Annotated in this window: 14 protein-coding genes and 1 tRNA gene; 12 read left to right on the forward strand and 3 right to left on the reverse strand. The window is 47.4% G+C overall.

The features are described from left to right. The first annotated feature begins 206 nt into the window (after nt 1-206). From JJU34_RS10490 to JJU34_RS10505, 4 genes are all read left to right on the forward strand, one after another. Complete coding sequence (locus JJU34_RS10490; RefSeq protein ID WP_228692314.1) at nt 207-1,337, forward strand: ImmA/IrrE family metallo-endopeptidase; 1,131 nt, start codon at nt 207-209, stop codon at nt 1,335-1,337. A 5-nt stretch (nt 1,338-1,342) separates the two neighbouring features. Then, nucleotides 1,343-1,618, forward strand: coding sequence for a DUF4411 family protein (locus tag JJU34_RS10495; RefSeq protein ID WP_228692315.1), 276 nt, complete (start codon nt 1,343-1,345; stop codon nt 1,616-1,618). Nucleotides 1,619-1,907: 289 nt separating this feature from the next. Further along, on the forward strand, nt 1,908-3,194 hold the full coding sequence (gene kynU / locus JJU34_RS10500) for a kynureninase (RefSeq protein ID WP_228692316.1): 1,287 nt from the start codon (nt 1,908-1,910) through the stop codon (nt 3,192-3,194). 48 nt (nt 3,195-3,242) lie between these two features. Beyond that, nucleotides 3,243-4,595: an NAD(P)/FAD-dependent oxidoreductase gene (locus JJU34_RS10505; protein ID WP_228692317.1), complete on the forward strand. Its 1,353-nt coding sequence runs from the start codon at nt 3,243-3,245 to the stop codon at nt 4,593-4,595. 78 nt (nt 4,596-4,673) lie between these two features. On the opposite strand, the gene JJU34_RS10510 is transcribed toward JJU34_RS10505, so the two are convergent. Beyond that, nucleotides 4,674-5,612: a pyridoxal-phosphate dependent enzyme gene (locus tag JJU34_RS10510; protein ID WP_366512694.1), complete on the reverse strand. Its 939-nt coding sequence runs from the start codon at nt 5,610-5,612 to the stop codon at nt 4,674-4,676. A 43-nt stretch (nt 5,613-5,655) separates the two neighbouring features. Here JJU34_RS10510 and JJU34_RS10515 point away from each other — a divergent pair, with 43 nt between their 5' ends. The 8 genes from JJU34_RS10515 to JJU34_RS10550 all read left to right on the forward strand — a co-directional run bounded on the left by JJU34_RS10515 (nt 5,656) and on the right by JJU34_RS10550 (nt 17,843). Then, the gene (locus tag JJU34_RS10515) at nt 5,656-6,699 is read left to right on the forward strand and encodes an RluA family pseudouridine synthase (RefSeq protein ID WP_228692318.1); all 1,044 of its coding nucleotides are present in this window, start codon (nt 5,656-5,658) and stop codon (nt 6,697-6,699) included. 193 nt (nt 6,700-6,892) lie between these two features. Further along, nucleotides 6,893-7,037, forward strand: a tRNA-Asp gene (locus JJU34_RS10520). Between the two features lie 139 nt (nt 7,038-7,176). Next, the gene (locus JJU34_RS10525) at nt 7,177-11,508 is read left to right on the forward strand and encodes a hypothetical protein (protein WP_228692319.1); all 4,332 of its coding nucleotides are present in this window, start codon (nt 7,177-7,179) and stop codon (nt 11,506-11,508) included. Between the two features lie 94 nt (nt 11,509-11,602). Then, the gene (gene pheS, locus JJU34_RS10530; RefSeq protein ID WP_228692320.1) at nt 11,603-12,631 is read left to right on the forward strand and encodes a phenylalanine--tRNA ligase subunit alpha; all 1,029 of its coding nucleotides are present in this window, start codon (nt 11,603-11,605) and stop codon (nt 12,629-12,631) included. Nucleotides 12,632-12,792: 161 nt separating this feature from the next. Beyond that, nucleotides 12,793-13,269, forward strand: a complete 477-nt coding sequence (locus JJU34_RS10535; RefSeq protein WP_228692321.1) for a hypothetical protein — start codon at nt 12,793-12,795, stop codon at nt 13,267-13,269. A 186-nt stretch (nt 13,270-13,455) separates the two neighbouring features. Continuing rightward, nucleotides 13,456-13,929, forward strand: coding sequence for a hypothetical protein (locus JJU34_RS10540; protein ID WP_228692322.1), 474 nt, complete (start codon nt 13,456-13,458; stop codon nt 13,927-13,929). Between the two features lie 172 nt (nt 13,930-14,101). Then, complete coding sequence (locus JJU34_RS10545; RefSeq protein WP_228692323.1) at nt 14,102-14,977, forward strand: sugar phosphate isomerase/epimerase family protein; 876 nt, start codon at nt 14,102-14,104, stop codon at nt 14,975-14,977. Between the two features lie 10 nt (nt 14,978-14,987). Continuing rightward, complete coding sequence (locus JJU34_RS10550) at nt 14,988-17,843, forward strand: PVC-type heme-binding CxxCH protein (protein WP_228692324.1); 2,856 nt, start codon at nt 14,988-14,990, stop codon at nt 17,841-17,843. A gap of 96 nt (nt 17,844-17,939) precedes the next feature. Here JJU34_RS10550 and JJU34_RS10555 read toward each other — a convergent pair whose 3' ends face one another. Together JJU34_RS10555 and JJU34_RS10560 are read right to left on the reverse strand one after the other, a co-directional pair. Continuing rightward, the gene (locus JJU34_RS10555; RefSeq protein ID WP_228692325.1) at nt 17,940-18,227 is read right to left on the reverse strand and encodes a hypothetical protein; all 288 of its coding nucleotides are present in this window, start codon (nt 18,225-18,227) and stop codon (nt 17,940-17,942) included. A 384-nt stretch (nt 18,228-18,611) separates the two neighbouring features. Beyond that, entirely contained in the window at nt 18,612-20,372 is a 1,761-nt protein-coding gene (locus JJU34_RS10560) for a restriction endonuclease subunit S (RefSeq protein ID WP_228692326.1), read from the reverse strand. Nucleotides 20,373-20,445 lie beyond the last annotated feature (73 nt).

The following is a 20,445-nucleotide window of genomic DNA, read 5'->3' on the forward strand; positions in this document are numbered from 1 at the left end:
GAGACTGTTAAGTCAACAAAAATCATCTACAAATTGGGAAAAAGTCTCTTTCATACTTTTGATTTTTAGTTTGTTAAAAATAATTTCTGAGACACGAACAGGTGCCAGCTCGTGTTAATGCCACGATCTAAAACAACTGAACTACCCAAGGTCATAAAAGCAGGTTTGATAATCGCAAAATTAAACTATATAAGTAAATTTAGGGCATGAGAAATGAAGTAAATGTAAATAGCAACATACTTACCTGGGCTATTACCCGGGCTGGATATGATGTGCCTGCATTTGCCGAAAAATTTCCCAAAATATTAGAGTGGCTGGAAGGGCAAAAGAAACCTACTGTAAAGCAGTTAGAGGAATTTTCCAAGAAAGTTTACCTGCCTTTTGGTTATCTGTTTTTGCAACAACCACCGCAAGAAAGGCTCCCCATCCCTTTTTTCCGCACTAACGGAAACCAACGAGACCGAATCAGCATCAATGTGTATGATACCATTTTGCTTTTGCAGCAAAGGCAAGATTGGTTGAAAAACTATTTACAGGACAATGACTTTCAGCGTTTGCCTTATGTTGGAAAGTTCAGAAACAGCAATGATGTAGATGCCATTGTGGCGGACATTCGTCAAACACTCCAATTATCTGAAAATTGGGCAAGTCAATTCAGAACTTGGCAGGAAGCCCAAGACCATTTGGTGCTGCATATTGAAGACAAAGGAATCATTACCATATTCAACGGCATAGTTGAAAATAATACTCACCGACCAATTCCAGTTGACGAGTGCAGAGGTTTTGTTTTAGTTGACGAGTATGCTCCTTTCATGTTCGTAAACAATTCCGATTTCAAATCTGCGCAGATGTTTACCATTGTGCATGAGCTAGCCCATATTTGGACAGGTCACAGTGCAGGTTTCGATTTCAGAAGATTGCAACCAGCCAACGACCCGATTGAAATTCTTTGCGATAAAGTAGCTGCTGAATTTTTAGTCCCTGCACAGGAGTTTGATGAAGTATGGAATCACAGACCAAATAATTTCGCTTATGCTTCCCGATATTTCAAAGTGAGTGAAATTGTAATTGCACGCAGGGCTTTAGACACTGGAAAAATCACGAGACTACAGTTTTTTGATTTCTACGAAGAATATTCCAAACTGGAATTTGCAAAGAAAGAAAGGCAAGGTTCTGGTGGTGACTTTTACGCAACTACAAAGAAACGAATCAGTATCGCATTTGCCAGTCATGTTAATCAGGCTGTTAAATCTGGTAATTTATTGTATCGTGATGCCTATAAACTTACGGGCCTAAAGGGCGACACGTTTGAAAATTTCTTCTCTAGACACCTATAGCACGGATGGCAGTATATGTCCTAGATAGCAACTTTTTTGTTCAAGCTCATCGGTTTCATTATTTGCCAAATGCGTTGAATGAGTTTTTGGATGCTTACGAAGCAGATGCATTTTTAGTTGCTTTTTGCCTTGCAGAACCTGCTAGCAAAATTGTAGTAACACAAGAAGTAAGTGAGCCAAACAGAAAAAATAAGGTCAAGATTCCTGATGCGTGTATAGCTTTAAATGTTTTATATGTGAATACAATTGAAATGTTCAGACAACTGGGGGAAACGTTTTAGATCATGCATCAACCATAAAAATACCATATTTTCATGGGCCAAAAGTGTGGTAAGTTTTACATCTTCAAATTCTAAAATTACAATAATAGCCAAAAGAACTGCTAAACTCAACCAAGAAGCGATCGCGTTATCTTTAAGCTAGCATGCGTTTCGTACTTCATTTGGAACCGGAATTCATTTATTAGGCAGCGGCTGAGAAAAATGGATTAGGCCGGGTTTCAATCTGGCATTTCTCCTTATATTTGCCCGTGACGACCATGTTCGGAAACAAGCCTAAAACCTGCTTTACATGCCTCTCCAAGCCTTTCAGTACGCCGAGTCTTTCGCCCTGCGCATGGATGAACAGGACCCGTTGCGGAGATTTAGGGAATGTTTTTTTATTCCGGAGCAAAATGGAAAGCCAGTCATCTACCTGTGCGGAAATTCCCTCGGCTTGCAACCCAAGCAGGCAGCCAACTATATCCAAAAGGAGCTAGACTCCTGGGCCAGACTCGGTGTGGAGGGCCACTTTCAGGGAGAGAATCCATGGGTTTATTACCGAAAACGATCCAAGCACGCTTTGGCTGCCCTAGTGGGATCCTCAGAAGAAGAGGTGGTTGCTATGAATCAATTGAGTACCAACCTCCACCTGCTATTGGTTTCATTTTACCGGCCCAAACCCGGGAAATACAAAATTCTAACTGAGTCTGGGGCATTTCCCTCCGATCAATATATTCTGGAATCACAAACCCGTTTCCACGGATATGCCCCTCATGACGCCATCATAGAATTGACCCCGCGGGATGGTAAACACACGCTGGAGACAGACGATATATTGGAAGCCCTAGATCGCCATTCCTCTGAACTTGCCCTGATCATCATGTCCGGTGTGCAGTATTACACCGGGCAGCGTTTTGACATGGCGCGTATCGCGGCGGCGGCACAGCGAAAGGGCATTCCCGTTGGATTTGACCTAGCGCATGCGGTAGGCAATGTTCCTTTGTCTTTGCACGCGTGGGGCGTTGACTTCGCTACTTGGTGCAGCTATAAGTATTTGAATTCCGGCCCAGGAAACGTTTCCGGCGTTTTTGTACATCAACGCCATGCCAGATCCTTTGACCTGCCTCGATTTGCCGGTTGGTGGGGACACGAAGAATCCGAGCGCTTCCAGATGAAAAAGGGATTCAAGCCCATGCCCGGTGCCGATGGATGGCTACTTTCTAACGACAATGTGTTAGGGTTGGCGGCCCACCAAGCATCACTTGATCTTTTCATGGAGGCGGGTTTAGATAATTTAACCAAAAAGCGTGAACAAATGACAGGCTATTTGGAGTTTATACTATACCAACTAAACGAGCGTAAAAACGTTATCGAGATTATCACACCCAAAGACCCAAATTCGCGGGGTGCGCAGTTGTCGCTGTTTGTGCATAAAGAAGGAAAAGCACTCTTCGAAAAAATCTCAGAAGCCGGTGTGGTTTGTGATTGGAGAGAACCGAATGTGATTCGGATTGCGCCGGCTCCATTGTATACTAGTTACGAAGACATTTATAAATTTGCAGTAGCTTTCGAAAAAGCACTACATGCGATCGACTGACAAAACCCTAAACCTATTCAATCACCCCTTTCACGAAATTACCATCTCATGAGTCAACATACGAGCATACTCGGTGCAGGCCTGATAGGCTCCCTTCTGGGCGTTTACCTGAAAAAGCGAGGTCTAGACGTGCATATATACGATAAAAGACCAGATTGGCGTACCCTTCCCTCCAGCGCGGAAGGAAAATCCATCAACATGGCTATCAGCCATCGTGGTTGGAAAGCACTGGAAAAGGTAGGCCTAAGGGAAAAAGTGGAGGCCCACACCATCCCCATGTACGGAAGAAGGATACACGACGAACATGGTACTACCTATTTTCAGCCTTATGGTAAGCACGATGAAGCCATCTATTCTGTCTCTAGAAATATCTTAAATAGCGTTCTACTCGACGAGGCTGAGCGTGCAGGTGTTGAGCTACATTTTGAGCACAAAGTGGAGCATGTAGATGTAGCCCAAAACAAGGTCTATTTCTCACTGCCCGATGGGCAGGCCAAAGAGGGAGAAAGTTCGGTGATCATCGGTGCCGATGGAGCATTCTCCTCCTTGCGAAATGCCATGCAGAAACAAATGCGATTCAATTATCGGCAAGAATATATCAGCCACGGCTACAAAGAGCTAAGTATTCCCCCTACAGCTGATGGAGAGTTTGCGATGGATCCGAACGCCCTACATATATGGCCTCGGGGAAATTTTATGTTGATTGCGTTGCCCAATCAGGACAAATCCTTTACTTGCACCTTGTTTCTTCCCTTTGAAGACGAGAAAGTCTCTTTTGACAAGCTTCGAGATAAGCAGGATGTGGAGGGCTTTTTCAAGACGTACTTTGACGATGCCTATCAATTGATGCCCACACTCACCGCAGATTTTTGTAAGAACCAGACGGCAGCGTTGGTCAATATCGAGTGTTACCCATGGACAATCAATCATTGCTTGCTGATAGGTGATGCAGCCCATGCCATTGTGCCTTTTTACGGGCAAGGAATGAATAGCGGGTTTGAGGATTGTTTTATTTTAGATGGCCTAATAGAGAAGTATGGCACATTTTCTTGGGATTTGGTATTTGAAAAATTCCAAAAAACACGCAAGCCCGATACCGATGCGATCTGCAAATTGGCAATGGATAACTTCCGGGAGATGTGCGACCGTGTGGCGGACCCCCGTTTCCTGATCCGAAAGAAGATCGAAGCCAAACTTCACGAGATGTTTCCTTACGAGTGGGTGCCTTTATACAGCATGGTCACCTTCACCGATATCAAGTATTCCGAAGCCTATGCCATTGGTAAGCTGCAAGAGGCCGTATTGGACAAAGTCATGAGAGACCCCTTTATCGCGCAAAAATGGGAAAATTTAGACTATCATGCCATTTTGGATAATGTAGAGACTTCCAAGGCGGTCTAGTTAGGATCTTTTAACCGGTATTTGCACATGGTGCCATCCCAAGCTAACTAGGGATGGCACCGTTTTTTGTCGATGGGTTTAGTCCGGATAGAGTCTTTGGTTCCACCGCCACTCAAATCCAGCAATCCCCTGTAGTCCCCCTGAATGGATCATCAGGATACGACTGCCCGGAGGAAAGTAATCTTTTTCCAAGAGATCCAGGATACCCATAACCATCTTTCCCGTATAGATAGGGTCCAAGGGGATGCCTGTTGCGCGGTTAAAATCCCGCATGACTTTTAGCAATGTTGCATTGTGCTTAGCATATCCACCGCAGTGGTAATCGGTGAAAATTTCCCATTGCCCCAAAGGTTCAAGTTGGTGTTCCAAAAGTAAAGCTTCGAAATCCTTGAGGACAAATTGTCCTTTTAGCGAGGAAAATCCCAGTACCCGCTGCTTTGGCGCGGCAGCAGCCAGTATCCCGGCGAGTGTGCCTCCGGTGCCAATAGAAGCACATACAGTATCAAATGTCCGGTCCGAATCGCTCAGTATTTCCTGACACCCTAAAATAGCCAAGCCGTTGGTGCCACCTTCGGGGATCAGGTAGAAGTCACCAAAGCGCTCCCGCAGCATTTCCAGCACCCAAGAGGTTGACTTTTGGCGGTAGGTGCTGCGCGCCATAGGAAATAGGGCCATACCCATCTCGCTAGCGGCACGAAGGGTTGGGTTTAGAGGTTCGTCAACTTCCCCTCGGATGCAGCCGACAATCTCCAGACCAGCTAGGTGCGCCGCGGCGGCGGCGGCATAAATGTGGTTCGAAAAAGCACCCCCAAAAGTAAGCAGTCGCTTTGCGCCTTTGTTTTGGGCATGGACGATTGTATGCTTAAGCTTGTAGTACTTGTTGCCCGAAAGCAGCGGGTGAATCAGATCTAGGCGCTTTACATACCACTCCACTTTTTTGGTTTCCAAGATGGGCAGGACAACTTGCTGAAGGGGTGTTTGGGCGGCGGCAGGGAACATACTCAATGATTTAAACACCAAAAGTAGGATTTTCTACCCATGTATGGGTTAGATTTGCGGGATGATAACAGATTTGCAAGGCGAGGATGATTTTTCGGAAGAGGACGATTCCGAGGTAACCCACTTTGAACTCAAGGTGGACAAGGGACAGGAGATGGTGCGTATTGACCGTTTTCTCGCGGATAAGACGGCCAATTTTAGCAGGAGCAAAGTACAGCAGGCGATCGATAACGAAGTGATCAAGGTAAATGGTCTTCCCGTCAAGTCTAATTATAAGGTAAAGCCGGGTGATTTGATCAGCTACTGGCTTGCCAAGACGCCCCGTCCTACCGATGTGGTACCGGAGCCCATTCCCTTGGATATCCTATATGAAGACGATCACCTGCTCGTGGTAAACAAACCGGCAGGTATGGTGGTACACCCTGCCCATGGCAATTGGACAGGAACTTTGGTCAACGGACTCGCCTATTATTTCAATCAATTGCCCGAGTTGCCCGGAAACTCCGGCAGACCGGGTTTGGTACACCGTATAGACAAAGATACCAGTGGCTTGCTGGTGGTGGCCAAATCCGAAAGAGCGATGACCCACCTCGCCGAGCAGTTTTTTGTCCATAGCATTGAGCGAACCTATCTGGCACTCGCTTGGGGTGAACCCGCAGAAGATCAGGGAACCGTCGATGTCCCGATCGGGCGCAGCGCCAAGGACCGGAAAGTCATGGATGCATTCCCCGAAGGAACCTATGGAAAGCGGGCGGTCACTCACTGGCAGGTGCTTAAGCGCCTTCGATACGTAAGCCTCCTATCCTGCCAACTGGAAACGGGTCGTACCCATCAGATTCGTATCCACATGAAATATGCCGGCCACCCCCTATTCAATGACGCGACCTACGGTGGGGATAAGATCCGAAAAGGCACCCAGTTTTCAAAGTACAAGACCTTCGTCCAAAATTGCTTCAAGATGCTTCCCCGGCAGGCCCTTCACGCCAAGTCACTGGGTTTCGTTCATCCCATTACCGGCGAAAAAATGTACTTTGAAACCCCCCTCCCACAGGATATGGCGGACGTTATCCGTAAATGGGAAGAATATGTAAACCAAATGCCCTAAAAAGTCTTTAGGAAATCAATAAAAATCCCTGCCATATTTTATATGGTTTTATGTAATACGCACGAATAAGGCCTTGTTTTTAAAAATAATGTAAAAAAACATCTTTTTTGATCAATTAATTTTCTTAAAAGGATGCTTTTATTAGATTTGTTGCAACAAAAGCAAACGCGCTTAAGGTTACCACAAACGATCCTGTAGGATGTTGAAATTGGCAGACAAGCCCTCCTGTCTCGGGGGTGGAGGATCCAGATTTATCTGGTGCACTGGATAAAGCACACATCGAGCTCAATGTGTTGCCTAACAGCTCCGTGGAGGTTCGAGTCCTTCTCCTACAGCCATATACGAAACCGTACCAAAGAAACGTTTATAGAGGAAATGACTACTTTCCGACTGAACGTTTCTTTTTTTTTGCCTTTGCGCATGATCCACTATTTTTTGAATTATATTGATTTAATTTTGTGTTTGTAAGAAGTTGCTATGGGCGTTGTTACCGAGGATAAAATACGTGTAAAAAAGGGAATGCGGGTGCTGTTGTACGTGCTGCTCTTTCTGATTGTCTTGGTGGCTGTAGCCCAGGCCGTCTTTTATTTTGGTTCCGATCGCCTGCTTAGGGGATATGTTCAGCGTCAGGTAGACGAAGTATCCGGTGGCAAATACCACGTTGAGTTTGAGGAATTTCAGATTTCCCTGCTGGAGCGCGGCTTTTACTTGAAGGGGTTTTCGCTTAGCCCAGTAGACAGTACACTCTTCGAAGAAATCCATGCGACCGTTTATAAGGTGGAAATACCGGAAATTAGTGTCAAGGGATTGGGGTTCCGATTTGGCGAAAAAATCCTGACCGTAGGGCGGATTAGACTCAAGGAACCCATGGTTCGTTTTCAGCAGCCCAGCGACGGTGAAGAGGAGGAGGTAGAGGAAGTAACACCCTTACGACAGCTGGAGTTGGAAATTCAGCGGTCCTTTGGAGACAACCTCAAAGATATCCTAATCCGGGAGGTGTATATCGATGATGCTGACCTGTTACTAGTGAATTTTATCAGCCAAAAGTCCATCACTGCGGATGAAACCAGCCTTTATGTAAGGAACCTACAGCTTGCCCAAGTAGATCAGGCTATTCCTTTCAATGCGGAGGGGTTTGAATTTGATTTGAGGAACTTTGAAATGCTGCTGGCCGACAGTATTCATTTGGTATCCGCCACATCGGTGCGGATTTCTTCCTTAGACAAAGCGATCACGGTAGATAAAGTCCGCATCATTCCCGATCGGGATCGGGAAGCCGCAGTGTATTACGAGATTGATCTAGATAACCTAGAGCTGAGAGACGCGGATATTGATCAGATTTTTTATACCTCTGACGTGAACATCGGAAACCTGCGCCTAGTGGGGCCGCACTTTGTGCTTTATACGGACCGTATCGTCGCCGAGGGCGATGAATTGAATGCGGATGTAAATCTGTATGACCTGATACAGGATATTCTTTCTTCCATTTCTATTGAAAATCTGAACATTCAGTCGGGGTATTTTTTGCAGCGCGGTATTGAAGATCCAAACAAAAACCGGATAGAAGCGGAGGAGATTTTCTTCCATATGATGCAGGTTTATATAGGTTCGGACTTATCCCGCCGAGAAAACCAGTTTTTTTATGCCAATGAAGCCGAACTGGACATCTCTCAAGTCCGGTTGGCACTGGCGGATGGCATTCACTGGGTGACGGGAGAAAGTGTGATGATTTCTTCTATGGAGGATAAGGTTTCTATGGAGCGAATTCGGATTATGCCGGAGTTGGCTTCGGGAGAAGATCCTGACATACCCCTGTTTGAAATCGAGGTGCCCTTTCTGAATTTCAATAACGCCAACTTAAAGAAAGTATACAACGAAAACATTGTAGACGTGGAAGAGCTGCGCATCACGTCGCCCAGAGTGGTGTTTCGAGACCTGAAAGGCAAGGAAGGGGGGCAACCGGCGAGCACCGCTTCCATACAGGATTTGGTAAAGGAATACCTGAGGGCAGTATATGTGCAAAATTTGGAAATCACTGAAGGTAGACTGGTTATGGACAACCACCTCCGCGTACGGCAAGATAGTCTTTCCTTTGGAAATATTAACCTGCTGCTTCGCAATTTCCAGTTGGACGACAACGTGGAAGCGGATATGGACAACAAGCTTTTTTACGCCGAACACCTGCGGCTGGATATAGAAGATTACGCCTTGAAACTTTCCGATAACCTTCACCTTTTCACCGCAGACCGTATCCTAATTGACACCGAAAGTGAGCTGCTGGATATTGAAGGCTTTCGGTTAGCGCCATTTTCCAAAGAGGATGTGCCCGGACTGCTGGAGCGCTATGGCCGCACCACCATATTGGATATGGAGATACCCCGGTTTACCGCATACGGAGTAGATATTACCACCGCCTACTTTGAGGAAAAGTTGAACGTTAAGCACATTGATATTCCCTCCCCAACGATCAAGTGGACCCGGTTTATGCAAAAGGAAGAAGAGGAGGCAGAACCAGGGGGAAGGGTTGAGCGTACAGATCTGTTCAACCTACTTTCTACCTATTTCAGCGAGGTAAGCATAGACTCCTTGACCCTCAACCAAGGTTCTTTCGCGTACGACAACTTTGTCAACGAGGCTTTTCAGTCTTTTGCAGAAAACGATATTTCGGTTACCATTAAGAAGTTTTACCTGGACGAATATGTAGATATGTCTGAATCGGGGTTTCTCTTTGCCGAGGAACTGGATATAGGCCTGAATAACTACGTATTCAACATCGCGGATGGTAGGTATCAGGTGGTGGCTGACCGCATTGCCTTTAACTCGGCAAGGGAAGAGATATCTACTTTCAATGTGCGTCTAAGGCCTCAGAGAAAATTGGACGGCAAAGTTAGCATTTCGGCCACGATACCGGATATGAGCTTTGGAGGCGTGGACTTGGAGGCTTTTCTATTTGAAAACCGGCTAGAACTTGACCGCCTACGTTTGGTGGATGCAGATGTAAAGCTATCCATCAATCGGACGGTAGATGACGACGACGACGCCGGCCCAACGAGAAGGGACCGTAGCCTTCCCAAAACCATCGATGCGGTGCAAATTGGAGAAATCAGCGCCCAAAATGCTCGGCTAAATGTTTCCTACAACGAAGATGGCAAAGACATAGACCTGATCAAGACAGGTATCAGTATAGCGTTTTCAGGATTTATGTTGGATTCCGTCAAGCTGGCAGATGGAGACATCGCCGCCTTGTTCCGAAACATGGCCTTGGAGGTGGATGATTTTTCACTAGCCCTAAAAGATAGCGTCCACACGGTAAATTTCTCCAATATTGAACTGGATGTGGACAAAGAACTGATCATATTAGATAATCTAAAAATCACCCCGAAACGCTTTGATACGGAGAAGGGACGCCCCGTGATACAAGCGACTGTTCCCCGGGCCAGTATTACTACCAAATCCCTGCGGACGTTTCAACGAACCGGAGATCTAGACATCGCCCTATTGCTCCTGACCAATCCCCAATTATACGTGTACTTGGACAAAGACGAGATAGCTGTGCTCAAGCCGGAAGAGGAAAAGGAAAAAGTCCGTCAGGCAATATTACAGTCCTTCAATATCGCATCCCTTCAGATACAAGACGGTGAGTTGAGCATACGGGAAAAATCCAATCAAGAGGAAATCAATGGCCTAAGAAACATCAGCATGATGCTGACGGAATTGAGCTTTGACCTCACCAAGCCTCAGCAGATCAACACCCAGTTTTTACTCAACAACGACTACCAGTTCGAACTGAACGACTACGAAATCAAGCTTCCCGATAGCCTCAATACCGTTTTCATCGAGAAGATTTTATTGAGTCAAGATCAGCTGATCGTGGAAGGAGTGTCGTTGATGCCACGTTATGGGCGGTATCACTATGCCCGCAGGGTAGGCGAGCAAGTGGATGTCGCTGAGGTGCGGATAGAGCGAATGGTTTTTGACGGGTTGGTTGTAAATGCCTTTATTGATAGCCAAAAAATCGTCGCATCCTCGATGCGGATCAGTAACCCCACGGCATTTATGTTTCGAGATAAGCGTATGCCCCGTGCAGAGGATATTTTCCGGAAAATGCCGCAGCAGCTCATGCGGGAAATTGAAGCCTACGTGGAAGTGGAAGAGATACTGGTGGAAAACGGATCGGTGACTTACGAGGAATTTCCGGAAAACGGGATGATTCCCGGCCGTATTTCCTTTACCAGCATGGAGGCATCGCTGCGGCCCTTTCAACTCAGCAAGGAACAAGGCCCAAGGGAAACCATGCGACTGGACGCAACCATGATGCTAAACCATGCTGCCCGACTAAATGTGAACCTGCTTTTGGGCTTCGATGATCCGTATCCCGTTAAGGTAGAAGCATCTGTGGGCGAGTTTGAGCTATCCGAGATCAATTCCATCCTAGAGACCAATGCCTTTATCACCGTCGAATCGGGACTCATTCGGGGAGGGGAATGGCACTTTACGGCTGATAAAAATCGTGCTATTGGAGAAATGACCCTGCGCTACAACGACCTGAAGGTGCGTTTACTGGACGAGCGAACCCTCGAGGTGGCACGCGGCCGAAAGGGTGTGCTTACTTTTGTGGTGAATGCGCTCGCGCTGCGCAGCAATAATCCACGGAAGCTCTTTAACCGCTTGGTAAGCTCCAACATCTATCACCGTAGAGATACAGATAAGTTTATATTCAACTACATGTGGAAGGCTACTTTTTCGGGGTTGATGGGAAGCTCGGGAATCTCCCAACCCAAAATTCCCAGAAAAGAGGAAGACGAGTAGCACATAGTGACGGACACGAAAAGTACTCCGGACAAAGTAGAAGGCCGTGCCATTTTTTTTTTAGATTTGCAGTTCGTTAACTTCCCTAAGGGCTATGCACAAAGAAAAAATTGAGCAAATCAAAGCAGAAATAGCTGCCGCCAAAGCCAGTACCACCGACGAACTGGAAAAATACCGCATGCGCTTTATCAGCAAGAAGAGTGTGGTAGGGGAGCTTTTTGCTCAGATGCGCGAGATTAGCCACGAGCAAAAGCGGGAATTTGGCCAAGTTGTAAACGAAGTAAAACAGCTCGCAGAGCAGAAGTTTCAGGAGTTGATCGAGTCGGTCGGTAGCGGTAAGCAAAAACGCGGAAACGGGCAGGTAGACCTCACCCTGCCGCCGACAAATATTCCCATAGGGGGTATACATCCCCTCACGGCCACAAGGCAGCGGATCATTGAAATTTTTGAGCGTATCGGATTCAACCTGTCCGAGGGACCGGAGATCGAAGACGACTGGCACAACTTTACAGCCTTGAATTTTCCCGAAAACCACCCTGCCCGCGAAATGCAAGATACCTTTTTCATCGAGAAAAATCCGGATATCGCCCTGCGCACGCATACGTCTTCCGTGCAGGTACGGGTAATGGAAAAGGAGAAGCCACCTATCCGAACCCTATCGCCGGGGCGGGTATTCCGCAACGAAGCCATTTCTGCCCGCGCACATTGTATTTTCCATCAGGTAGAGGGCTTGTACGTGGATCGAAACGTCAGCTTTGCCGACCTCAAACAGACGCTTTACCACTTTGCCAAAGAAATGTTCGGAAAAGAAACCAAGGTACGGTTTCGCCCCTCCTTTTTTCCGTTTACGGAGCCCAGTGCGGAGATTGATATTTCCTGTCTGATCTGCGGGGGAAAAGGCTGCAACATCTGCAAGCACAGTGGATGGGTGGAAATCGGCGGATCCGGCATGGTGGATCCCAATGTATTGGAAAACTGTGGGATAGACTCCGAGGAGTTTACCGGGTTTGCCTTTGGGATGGGCATCGAACGAATCGCCATGTTGAAGTACCAAATAAACGACCTACGTCTTTTTACCGAAAACGATATCCGGTTTTTGCAACAATTTAGGCCCTTGCTGTAGTTTTGATTCATCGGGGACTTGAGCGGTTTGACACATGAAGGGTTGATTATTTCATCGGCAAGCTGAACGGTAAAGACGTAGATTTCTCCAAGTTACTACTTAGTAGCTAGGTTAGCAGGCTATGTCGAACATGATTCTTTGAACAAAGTGATTACAATTGCATGAAAAAAACGTTACTCGCTGGATTGTTGTCGCTATTACTCGGATTGGTCCAAGCGCAGGAAAAAGGGGATTTCCGGTTGCACTTTGGAGGGGAATTTGGAACATGGCCGCAGCTTTTTTTTGGAATGAATGGTGGAGTAGAGTATGTCTTTATGGACAGGCTCTCCGTTGTGCCAAATTACAGCCGCTTCTTTCCGGAATTTGGCCATGCCAGCAGCCTAAATCTGGATACCAGGTACTATTTTACCGAGGGGGCACTGAAGTGGTATGGCATGGGAGGCTTCACCAATGCGTGGAGTCTTCTTAATCGCCCAGGGGTTGGGATGGTTAGAGTCAATACGCAAGGTCCCAACCTAGGTTTCGGTGGCCTGCTGGCCTTTGACAATCGATTGGCACTGAACCCTGAACTTAAATATTGGAGTCAGCGCGAGGGCCGTTTTATTTTCACGATCAGCATGGTTTACTTCCTAAATTAACACCGAGTTTGCGTTGCGATTTAAATTGCAGGGTCAACATGCGAACTGGCTCGTATAGCTAAAATTTGAATCATCGAAAAAAATTGTTTCAGCCAAGCGAAAATATATCCCAAAAGGTTTTGGCATTTCAGTGAATTGGATTGAATTTTGATACTACGAATCTCTCTAAATTAAACTTTGTTGTATATGAAAAAGGTACTATTCATTGGATTGTTTTCACTGGTATTGGGTGTAGCACAGGCACAGGAAAAAGGAGATCTCCGTTTGCAGGCTGGTGGGGAGTTTGGGTTTCGATCTGAGTTTTTTGGGCTAAACTTCGGGGGAGAATACCTCTTCACCGATCAGATTTCCGCAGCTCCGAGTTTCACGATCTTCTTTCCGGAAATTGGCAATGCCAGCAATCTCAACTTGGATTTTAGGTATTATTTTACCGAGGGGGCATTGCAGTGGTACGGATTGGCGGGTTTTATGAATGCTTGGAGCAGCGTTAATATCCCCGGCTTTGGGCAAATAAGCAGTAGCACGCAGGGTGCAAACTTGGGTGCGGGTGGCGTGCTGATGTTTGGGGATCGTATCGCTTTCAACCCCGAGCTGAAGTATCAGGCCCAGCGGGGTGGTCAGGCTGTGTTCAAGCTAGGGCTTGTTTATTTTCTGAATTGACAGCGGATATCAGGTAAAGTCCGGACTAGGTATCCGGTTTTCAATCGCTAATGACGAAAAGCCCTATTGGGTGGAAAGACGTAGGCTTTTCCCCAATAGGGTTTATTTTTTGAGGTCGGTGCCGATTTGGCAAAGTTTTCATATCTTAAAGTCCCATTTACCTATACTGCCCATGGATAACCTCAACCGACGTGACTTCATCCGCAACGGCCTGCTCTTGGCGGGTGCCGGTTCCCTCGCTTCCTTTCACTTCCGGGACCCGGTTTATTCCAGTTCATTTGCCTACCCCATTGGTGCCTGCGATTGGTCCATCGGAAAAACCAGCGATCCGGATGCATTTCGGCTGGCCCGAGAGATTGGACTGGACGGGCTACAGGTCAGTTTGGGTACCGTCAAAAACAACATGCATCTCCGGCAGCCGCAGATACAGCAGGAATTTTTGGCGGCCGCCCGCGCCAGTGGGGTACGAATTGGCAGCATGGCAATCGGAGAACTCAACAATGTCCCCTATAAATCGGAATCCATTACCCAAGAATGGGTACACGACTGCATCGATGTGGCTGAGGCGCTCGGCTGTGAAGTAATTCTGTTGGCTTTTTTTCACCATGGGGATCTCCGTGACGACCCTGCCGGTAAGGCCGAAGTGATCCGTAAATTACGGGAAGTTGCGCCAAAAGCGGAAAAACAGGGTATTTACCTAGCCATAGAATCCTGGCTTAGCGCGGAGGAACATGTGGAAATCATCGAATCCGTGGGATCCAGCCACGTGCGGGTATACTACGACGTCGCCAACGCCACTGAGATGGGCTACGATATTTACAGGGAGATGAAGCTGCTCGGGACAGAATATATTTGCGAGATCCACATGAAAGAAAACGGACAGCTACTCGGTCAGGGAAAAGTTGATTTCAAACGCGTCCGGGAGACCCTAAAGGACATCGGATATCAAGATTGGCTCGTCATAGAGGGAGCAGTTCCCTCGGGTGGACAGATGTTTCCCGCTTATATCGAAAACCGCCGGTTTCTCGCGCAGTTGATGAACGCCTAATTTGAATTCCATGCTATTTTCAAAATCCCATCCCTGTTATCTCCTGCTCATATTGAGTGCATTTTCCTGTAGTTCGAAAGAAGAGGCAGCACCGCTGCTTTACGTTCCGGATGATTTAGAAGTAACTATCTGGGCTTCTTCCCCGCAGTTTTTCAATCCTACCAACCTCGATGTGGATGTTCACGGCCGCATTTGGCTCACGGAGGCGGTGAATTACCGGGATTTTCGAAATGCAGATGCGCACATGGTACACGAGGCGGGCGATCGGATTGTCATTTTGGAAGATACCAATGGGGATGGGAAAGCGGACAAATCCAAGGTATTTATCCAGGATGAAGACCTGCGTGCTCCGTTGGGCATTGCCGTCGTGGGCAATCAGGTAGTGGTTTCCTGTTCCCCGTCGATCATCATCTACACCGACGAAGATGGCGACGATGTGCCCGACCGAAAGGAGGTTTTTCTGACTGGCTTTGGAGGGCGGGATCATGACCATGGGTTGCATGCCGGCGTGCTTGGCCCCGACGGCAAGTGGTATTTTATAGCTGGAAATAAAGGCCCCCACGAAGTTACCGACCGGGACGGTGTCACCGTACGCGCGGGAAGTGTGTACAACGAGTATACCCCCTACCCCGAGGAAAACAGACCCAATCTCGTGAGCGATGACGGGAATATCTATACCGGTGGGCTGATCGTTCGGGTGAATCCGGACGGAACGGGGCTGGAAGTGATGTCCCACAATTACCGCAATGCGTACGAGGTAGCGGTAGACTCCTTCGGTAACATGTGGCAGAGCGACAACGACGATCAGACTGCATCCTGTCGTACTACCTGGCTGATGGAAGGCAGCAATGCGGGCTTTTTCAGTGCTACGGGTGACCGAACTTGGCAGGCAGATCGACGGCCTGGGCAAACAGTACCCCTGGCGCATTGGCATCAGTACGATCCCGGGGTGTTACCGGCAGGAGATATCTATGGAGCGGGATCGCCGACTGGTGTGGTACGCATTGAGGGCGATGAATTAGGCAAGCACTACCGGGGACTCTTACTGGCTGCAGATGCCGGGCGCAACATTATTTTCGGTTACCATCCCAAGCCAATGGGTGCCGGATACAGTTTGGAGCAGCGGGAAGCCTTTATTTCCTCTGTGGATAGGGACAATACCGGCTACATCTGGCACGAGCTGGAGGACGACGACCGAAAGTGGTTTAGGCCTAGCGACGTGGTGGTGGGCACAGATGGGGCCCTCTATGTGGCGGATTGGTACGATCCCATTGTAGGCGGCCACCGCATGATGGATAAAGAGGGGTACGGCAGGATTTACCGCATTGCCCCAAAGGGCAAAAAACTCCAACGTCCAACCTACGATCTTAGCACCACCGATGGCCTAGTGGAAGCCATGCGCAGTCCCGCACTCCATGTCCGGGCGCAGGCCATGGATAAACTACGGGCTGAGGGAGTAAGCGTAGTCCCTGCCGTCCAGAAATTATTGGACGATCCCAACCCCTTTGTGCATGCGAGGGCCCTCTTTTTATTGGCATCACTGGGTGATGCAGGGAAAGAATTGGCAAAATCCTTTTTACAGGATGCGAATTCGGAGCTGGCCGTGGCGGCATTTAGAGCACTTCGTACAAATGGAGTGGATCCCGCGACGCTAACGGCACAGGTAATCGGGTCCGGCAATCCGGCCCTGTACCGAGAGGCGGCAATCTCCTTGCGGCATCTACCGTTTTCCCAGTCCGAAGCCTTTTTCATGCAGCTTGTGGAAGCCCATACGGGCGAGGATCCCTGGCTAGTACATGCCTTGGGGATTGGACTGCGGGGGAATGAGACTGCCTTTTGGGAAAACTGGTATGAATCCAAGGGGCGGCCCGATCCCGTGAATTGGTCTGCTGCCATGGAGCAATTGGCGTTTGAACTACATCCACCCACCGTAGTGCCGCATATCGTGAGGAGGATTCAAAAAGGAAACTTGTCCCCAATGGAAGCAACCCGGGCATTGACCACCCTGGCCTTTATACCTACGATGGAATCGGTAGAATTTATGCGCCAATTGGCAGCTGATTCGAATTCGGCGAATTACCGTGAGGCCCTTTGGTGGTTGCAATTCCGAAAAACGAACGAATGGGAAGCAATGTTGGCCGATTGGCGTCCACCTGCTTCAGTGCTTCCTCCTTCCCAAGAGCCTATACAGCACTTGGCAGATATTGCGGCAGATACGCTACAGTCTTTTGCGGATAGGCTTGCAGCAGCGGAGGAGTTGGCGGAAACCTCGCAGGGGCGTCTGCATTTGCTTTGGTTGGTATTGGAAAAACGTTTGGATGTCTCTTTGATGGAGGCCGTAGGTGAGCGGGTTCATCTGGACAATGTACCGGCGGTTGGAAGTCTGATGGGCAGGTTTTTTCCGCTGGAGGATTCCGATGCCATCACCCTAGAATCGGTGCTGGAAGTACACGCTGATGCGGAACTCGGTCGGGTGGCGGCCGTACGGCACTGTGGAATGTGCCATGCTTTTGGCACCTCGGCCAGCGAGATAGGACCAAATTTAAGCGAGATTCACCTGAAGCTGGACCGGCAGTCCTTTATCCAGTCCGTGCTAGACCCGGATGATGCCATTGCCTTTGGCTCAGAGGCCTTTTTGGTAAAACTGAAAAACGGGGCCATGCTATACGGCATTTTGCAGTCGGCGGGACCGGTGATCACCGTAATGGAGCATACGGGGAGGCAATATACATTACCTGCATCCGAGGTAGCCGGGAGAAAGCAGTTGCGCCACAGCCTGATGCCAACCCCGCAGGCGATGAACCTCGACGCGGAACAGCTGGCGCATATTACGGCGTACATGATGCAGGGTAGTTCAGGGCAATAGGTAGAGGAGTGCAAAGCGGCCTCCGGTCGATTTGAAAGGTAATGAGGCGTTACTTTAATCTTTCCGCCAAAAATCCCATTACGCGTTGGCGTATTTCTACTGCACCAGGTGCATCACCGGATTCTGCTTGGTCTGCGAGATCCCAGAAACGGTGAGATAGAGGAGAAAATGGAAAGCAATGAAGGTACGCATGGTCTTTTGGGTTTGGTTGGAAAGATAGGGGTTTTTGAGGAGAAGATAGGGAGGTAAATCGTTTGCAGGAAGGAATTTCGCTAAATCGGCATCGAAAGGAGGAGTCCCAAGATTAAAAAATGCATTTTCCCGAAACATAGGCATATCTTCTAGGATATTGCCCAATTTGCACCCATCCCAAAGGGATGACATGGTTATGGATCCGTAGGGTGCAGCGTTTATTCGACCCCGTTGGGGTCGCACCTTTTCATCTCGCCTGCCTTTCTATAAACATGTGACCCATTCTGGGTCATGGATATTCAGGAACAATGCCAAGCGTGGGCCAAAGTCCCCTACTTCTTCAAGCAGTAGGGTGTTAAAAACAAAGCCAACCTAGAATTCAATGGGCAAACCCGATGACGAGTCGCTATTCAGCGGTTCGTGTTGTTCTTTCCATCCCGAAGGGATGACAGGTTTATAGAAAATCATTATCGCAACATTTATTCGACCCCATCGGGGTCGTACCGCTCTATCGCGCATTCTTTCCTATGAAGATATGACATCTTCGGGGTCTGTTTTGTTTCCCATTTGCTTTATCTAAACCACCTCCCTCAAACAACTCTGCATCCAATCCTCTTGGGTGGTGTGGTGGGTTTCGATTTCTTGTTCGAGCTGATCGCATAGCGCCATCAAGCCATTGACTTTTTCTACTATAGCTTTTTGTTCTTCAATTGGAGGCAGAGGTATCGGCATGGACAAAAATTGAAATTGGGTTACGTTATTCATAGACGTGCTTTTAGCTGTCGTTAAGGAAGAGTAGTAGTCTTTGGCAATACGAGACTTATTTACTTTATCTACGTATTCTTTGAAAACAAGAGCCGATGTAATAACTCTTATAGTTTTATCACTTAATAATAAATTACTATCAATTGACTTAACTACGCATGAATTTCCTGCCATTTCTTTTGACCCACTTGCTCTGCAATAGATAAAATCTCCTACATTGATTTTTTTAGATATATCCAAAGGCTTAACTAGAGAAAAATACTTGTTCTCTGACTCTAAAAATTCTCCAGTGGTAATAGCACTGGTTTTAATTATACCCCATTCATCTTCTAATACTTCCCTTGAGAAACATTTTAAGCTTTTACCAGCTTCAGTGCGCATTATAACACAATTCATCCTACACCAAAGCCACCCCTCCGGCAATTCATAAGGAATCTCGTCTTCTGAAATAGGAGGCAAAGGTTTTCCCTTTTTAATCCTTCCGGCTTTGATCAGTTGCTCTTTCTCAGCTTTGATTTTTTCTAGCAATAAAGAAGCATGTTCGAGTGGCGGTCCCTGAGCTTGCCGAAGGGCGCGCCAGTGGTGAGTTAGTTTGCCTTGCACGGCCAGTTGGAGGATGGCTTCGCGGAGCTTTTTGATATTCGCCTTTTCGGTAAAGAAGGTGCCAAACTGACGTTTCAGAAACTCCCATTGGCTTGCCACATCCTGTTCGGAGGCTTGGGTCAGCTGATTCAGGGCCGAAGTCACAAAGTCGGCCTTGAGCTGAATTCGCTCCTTAGTCAAGGCTTCCAATTGCTCCACCTCGGCAAAGAGTTGATTAACGATTTCGACAATGGCCTTTTGCTCGGCGAGGGGAGGGAGTGAAAATTCCAATGATTTAACTGTTCCGGTACTTAATTCAGTTTGTTTGGTACTGCCAGAAACTCGTCCCGCTACCAATTTCTGAACTTCAGGGCTAGCCGCGAAAATCCACAGGTAATCAGTACAAATAAACTGTTTAAACACCCGAACTACTGTTACGTGAGAATCTGCGACAACTTTTTCAAATTCAGAGCCAGGATAAGTTATTACTCTTCCAATAGTTCCATCACCTGTTGAGTTCCAAAGTAAATCTCCATTAATCAAAAATCTCTCTCGTCCATATTTTTCAAGAGAGTGTTCTGTTATAAATCTAGCTTTTGAGATATCAAAACCAGACCACTGTACACATTTTTGCGAAACGACAGGAAATTTGGGCTCTTCGGTATAATTTGGCGATTTACCTCTTTGTATATATTCAGATACTTCGATTAACCGACACCATGTCCAGGCCCTAGGTATCTCATATGGAGTTTCATCCCCCGAAATTTTAGACAATGGCAACTCCTTTTTAATTTTCTTTTCCTTGATTAATCTTTCCTTTTCTACCTTAATTTTTTCAAACAAAACCGAAGCAGGTTCCACCTCAGGATTTTCCTCCCTCCATTTTTGGGTGAGTTTCCCTTGTACAGCTAGTTGCAGGATCAGGCCTTTGAGCTCTTCCGCATTTTGGGGATGCCGGGTCAGTTCCTTAAAATGTTCCAGTAGTTGCATAGTATTCTTTGCGTCATTGCGAGGAGCGAGGTACGAGCGACGAAGCAATCTTTTCCATGGATGAGATTGCTTC

This window comes from Lunatimonas sp., assembly GCF_020832325.1.
Lineage (GTDB): Bacteria > Bacteroidota > Bacteroidia > Cytophagales > Cyclobacteriaceae > Lunatimonas.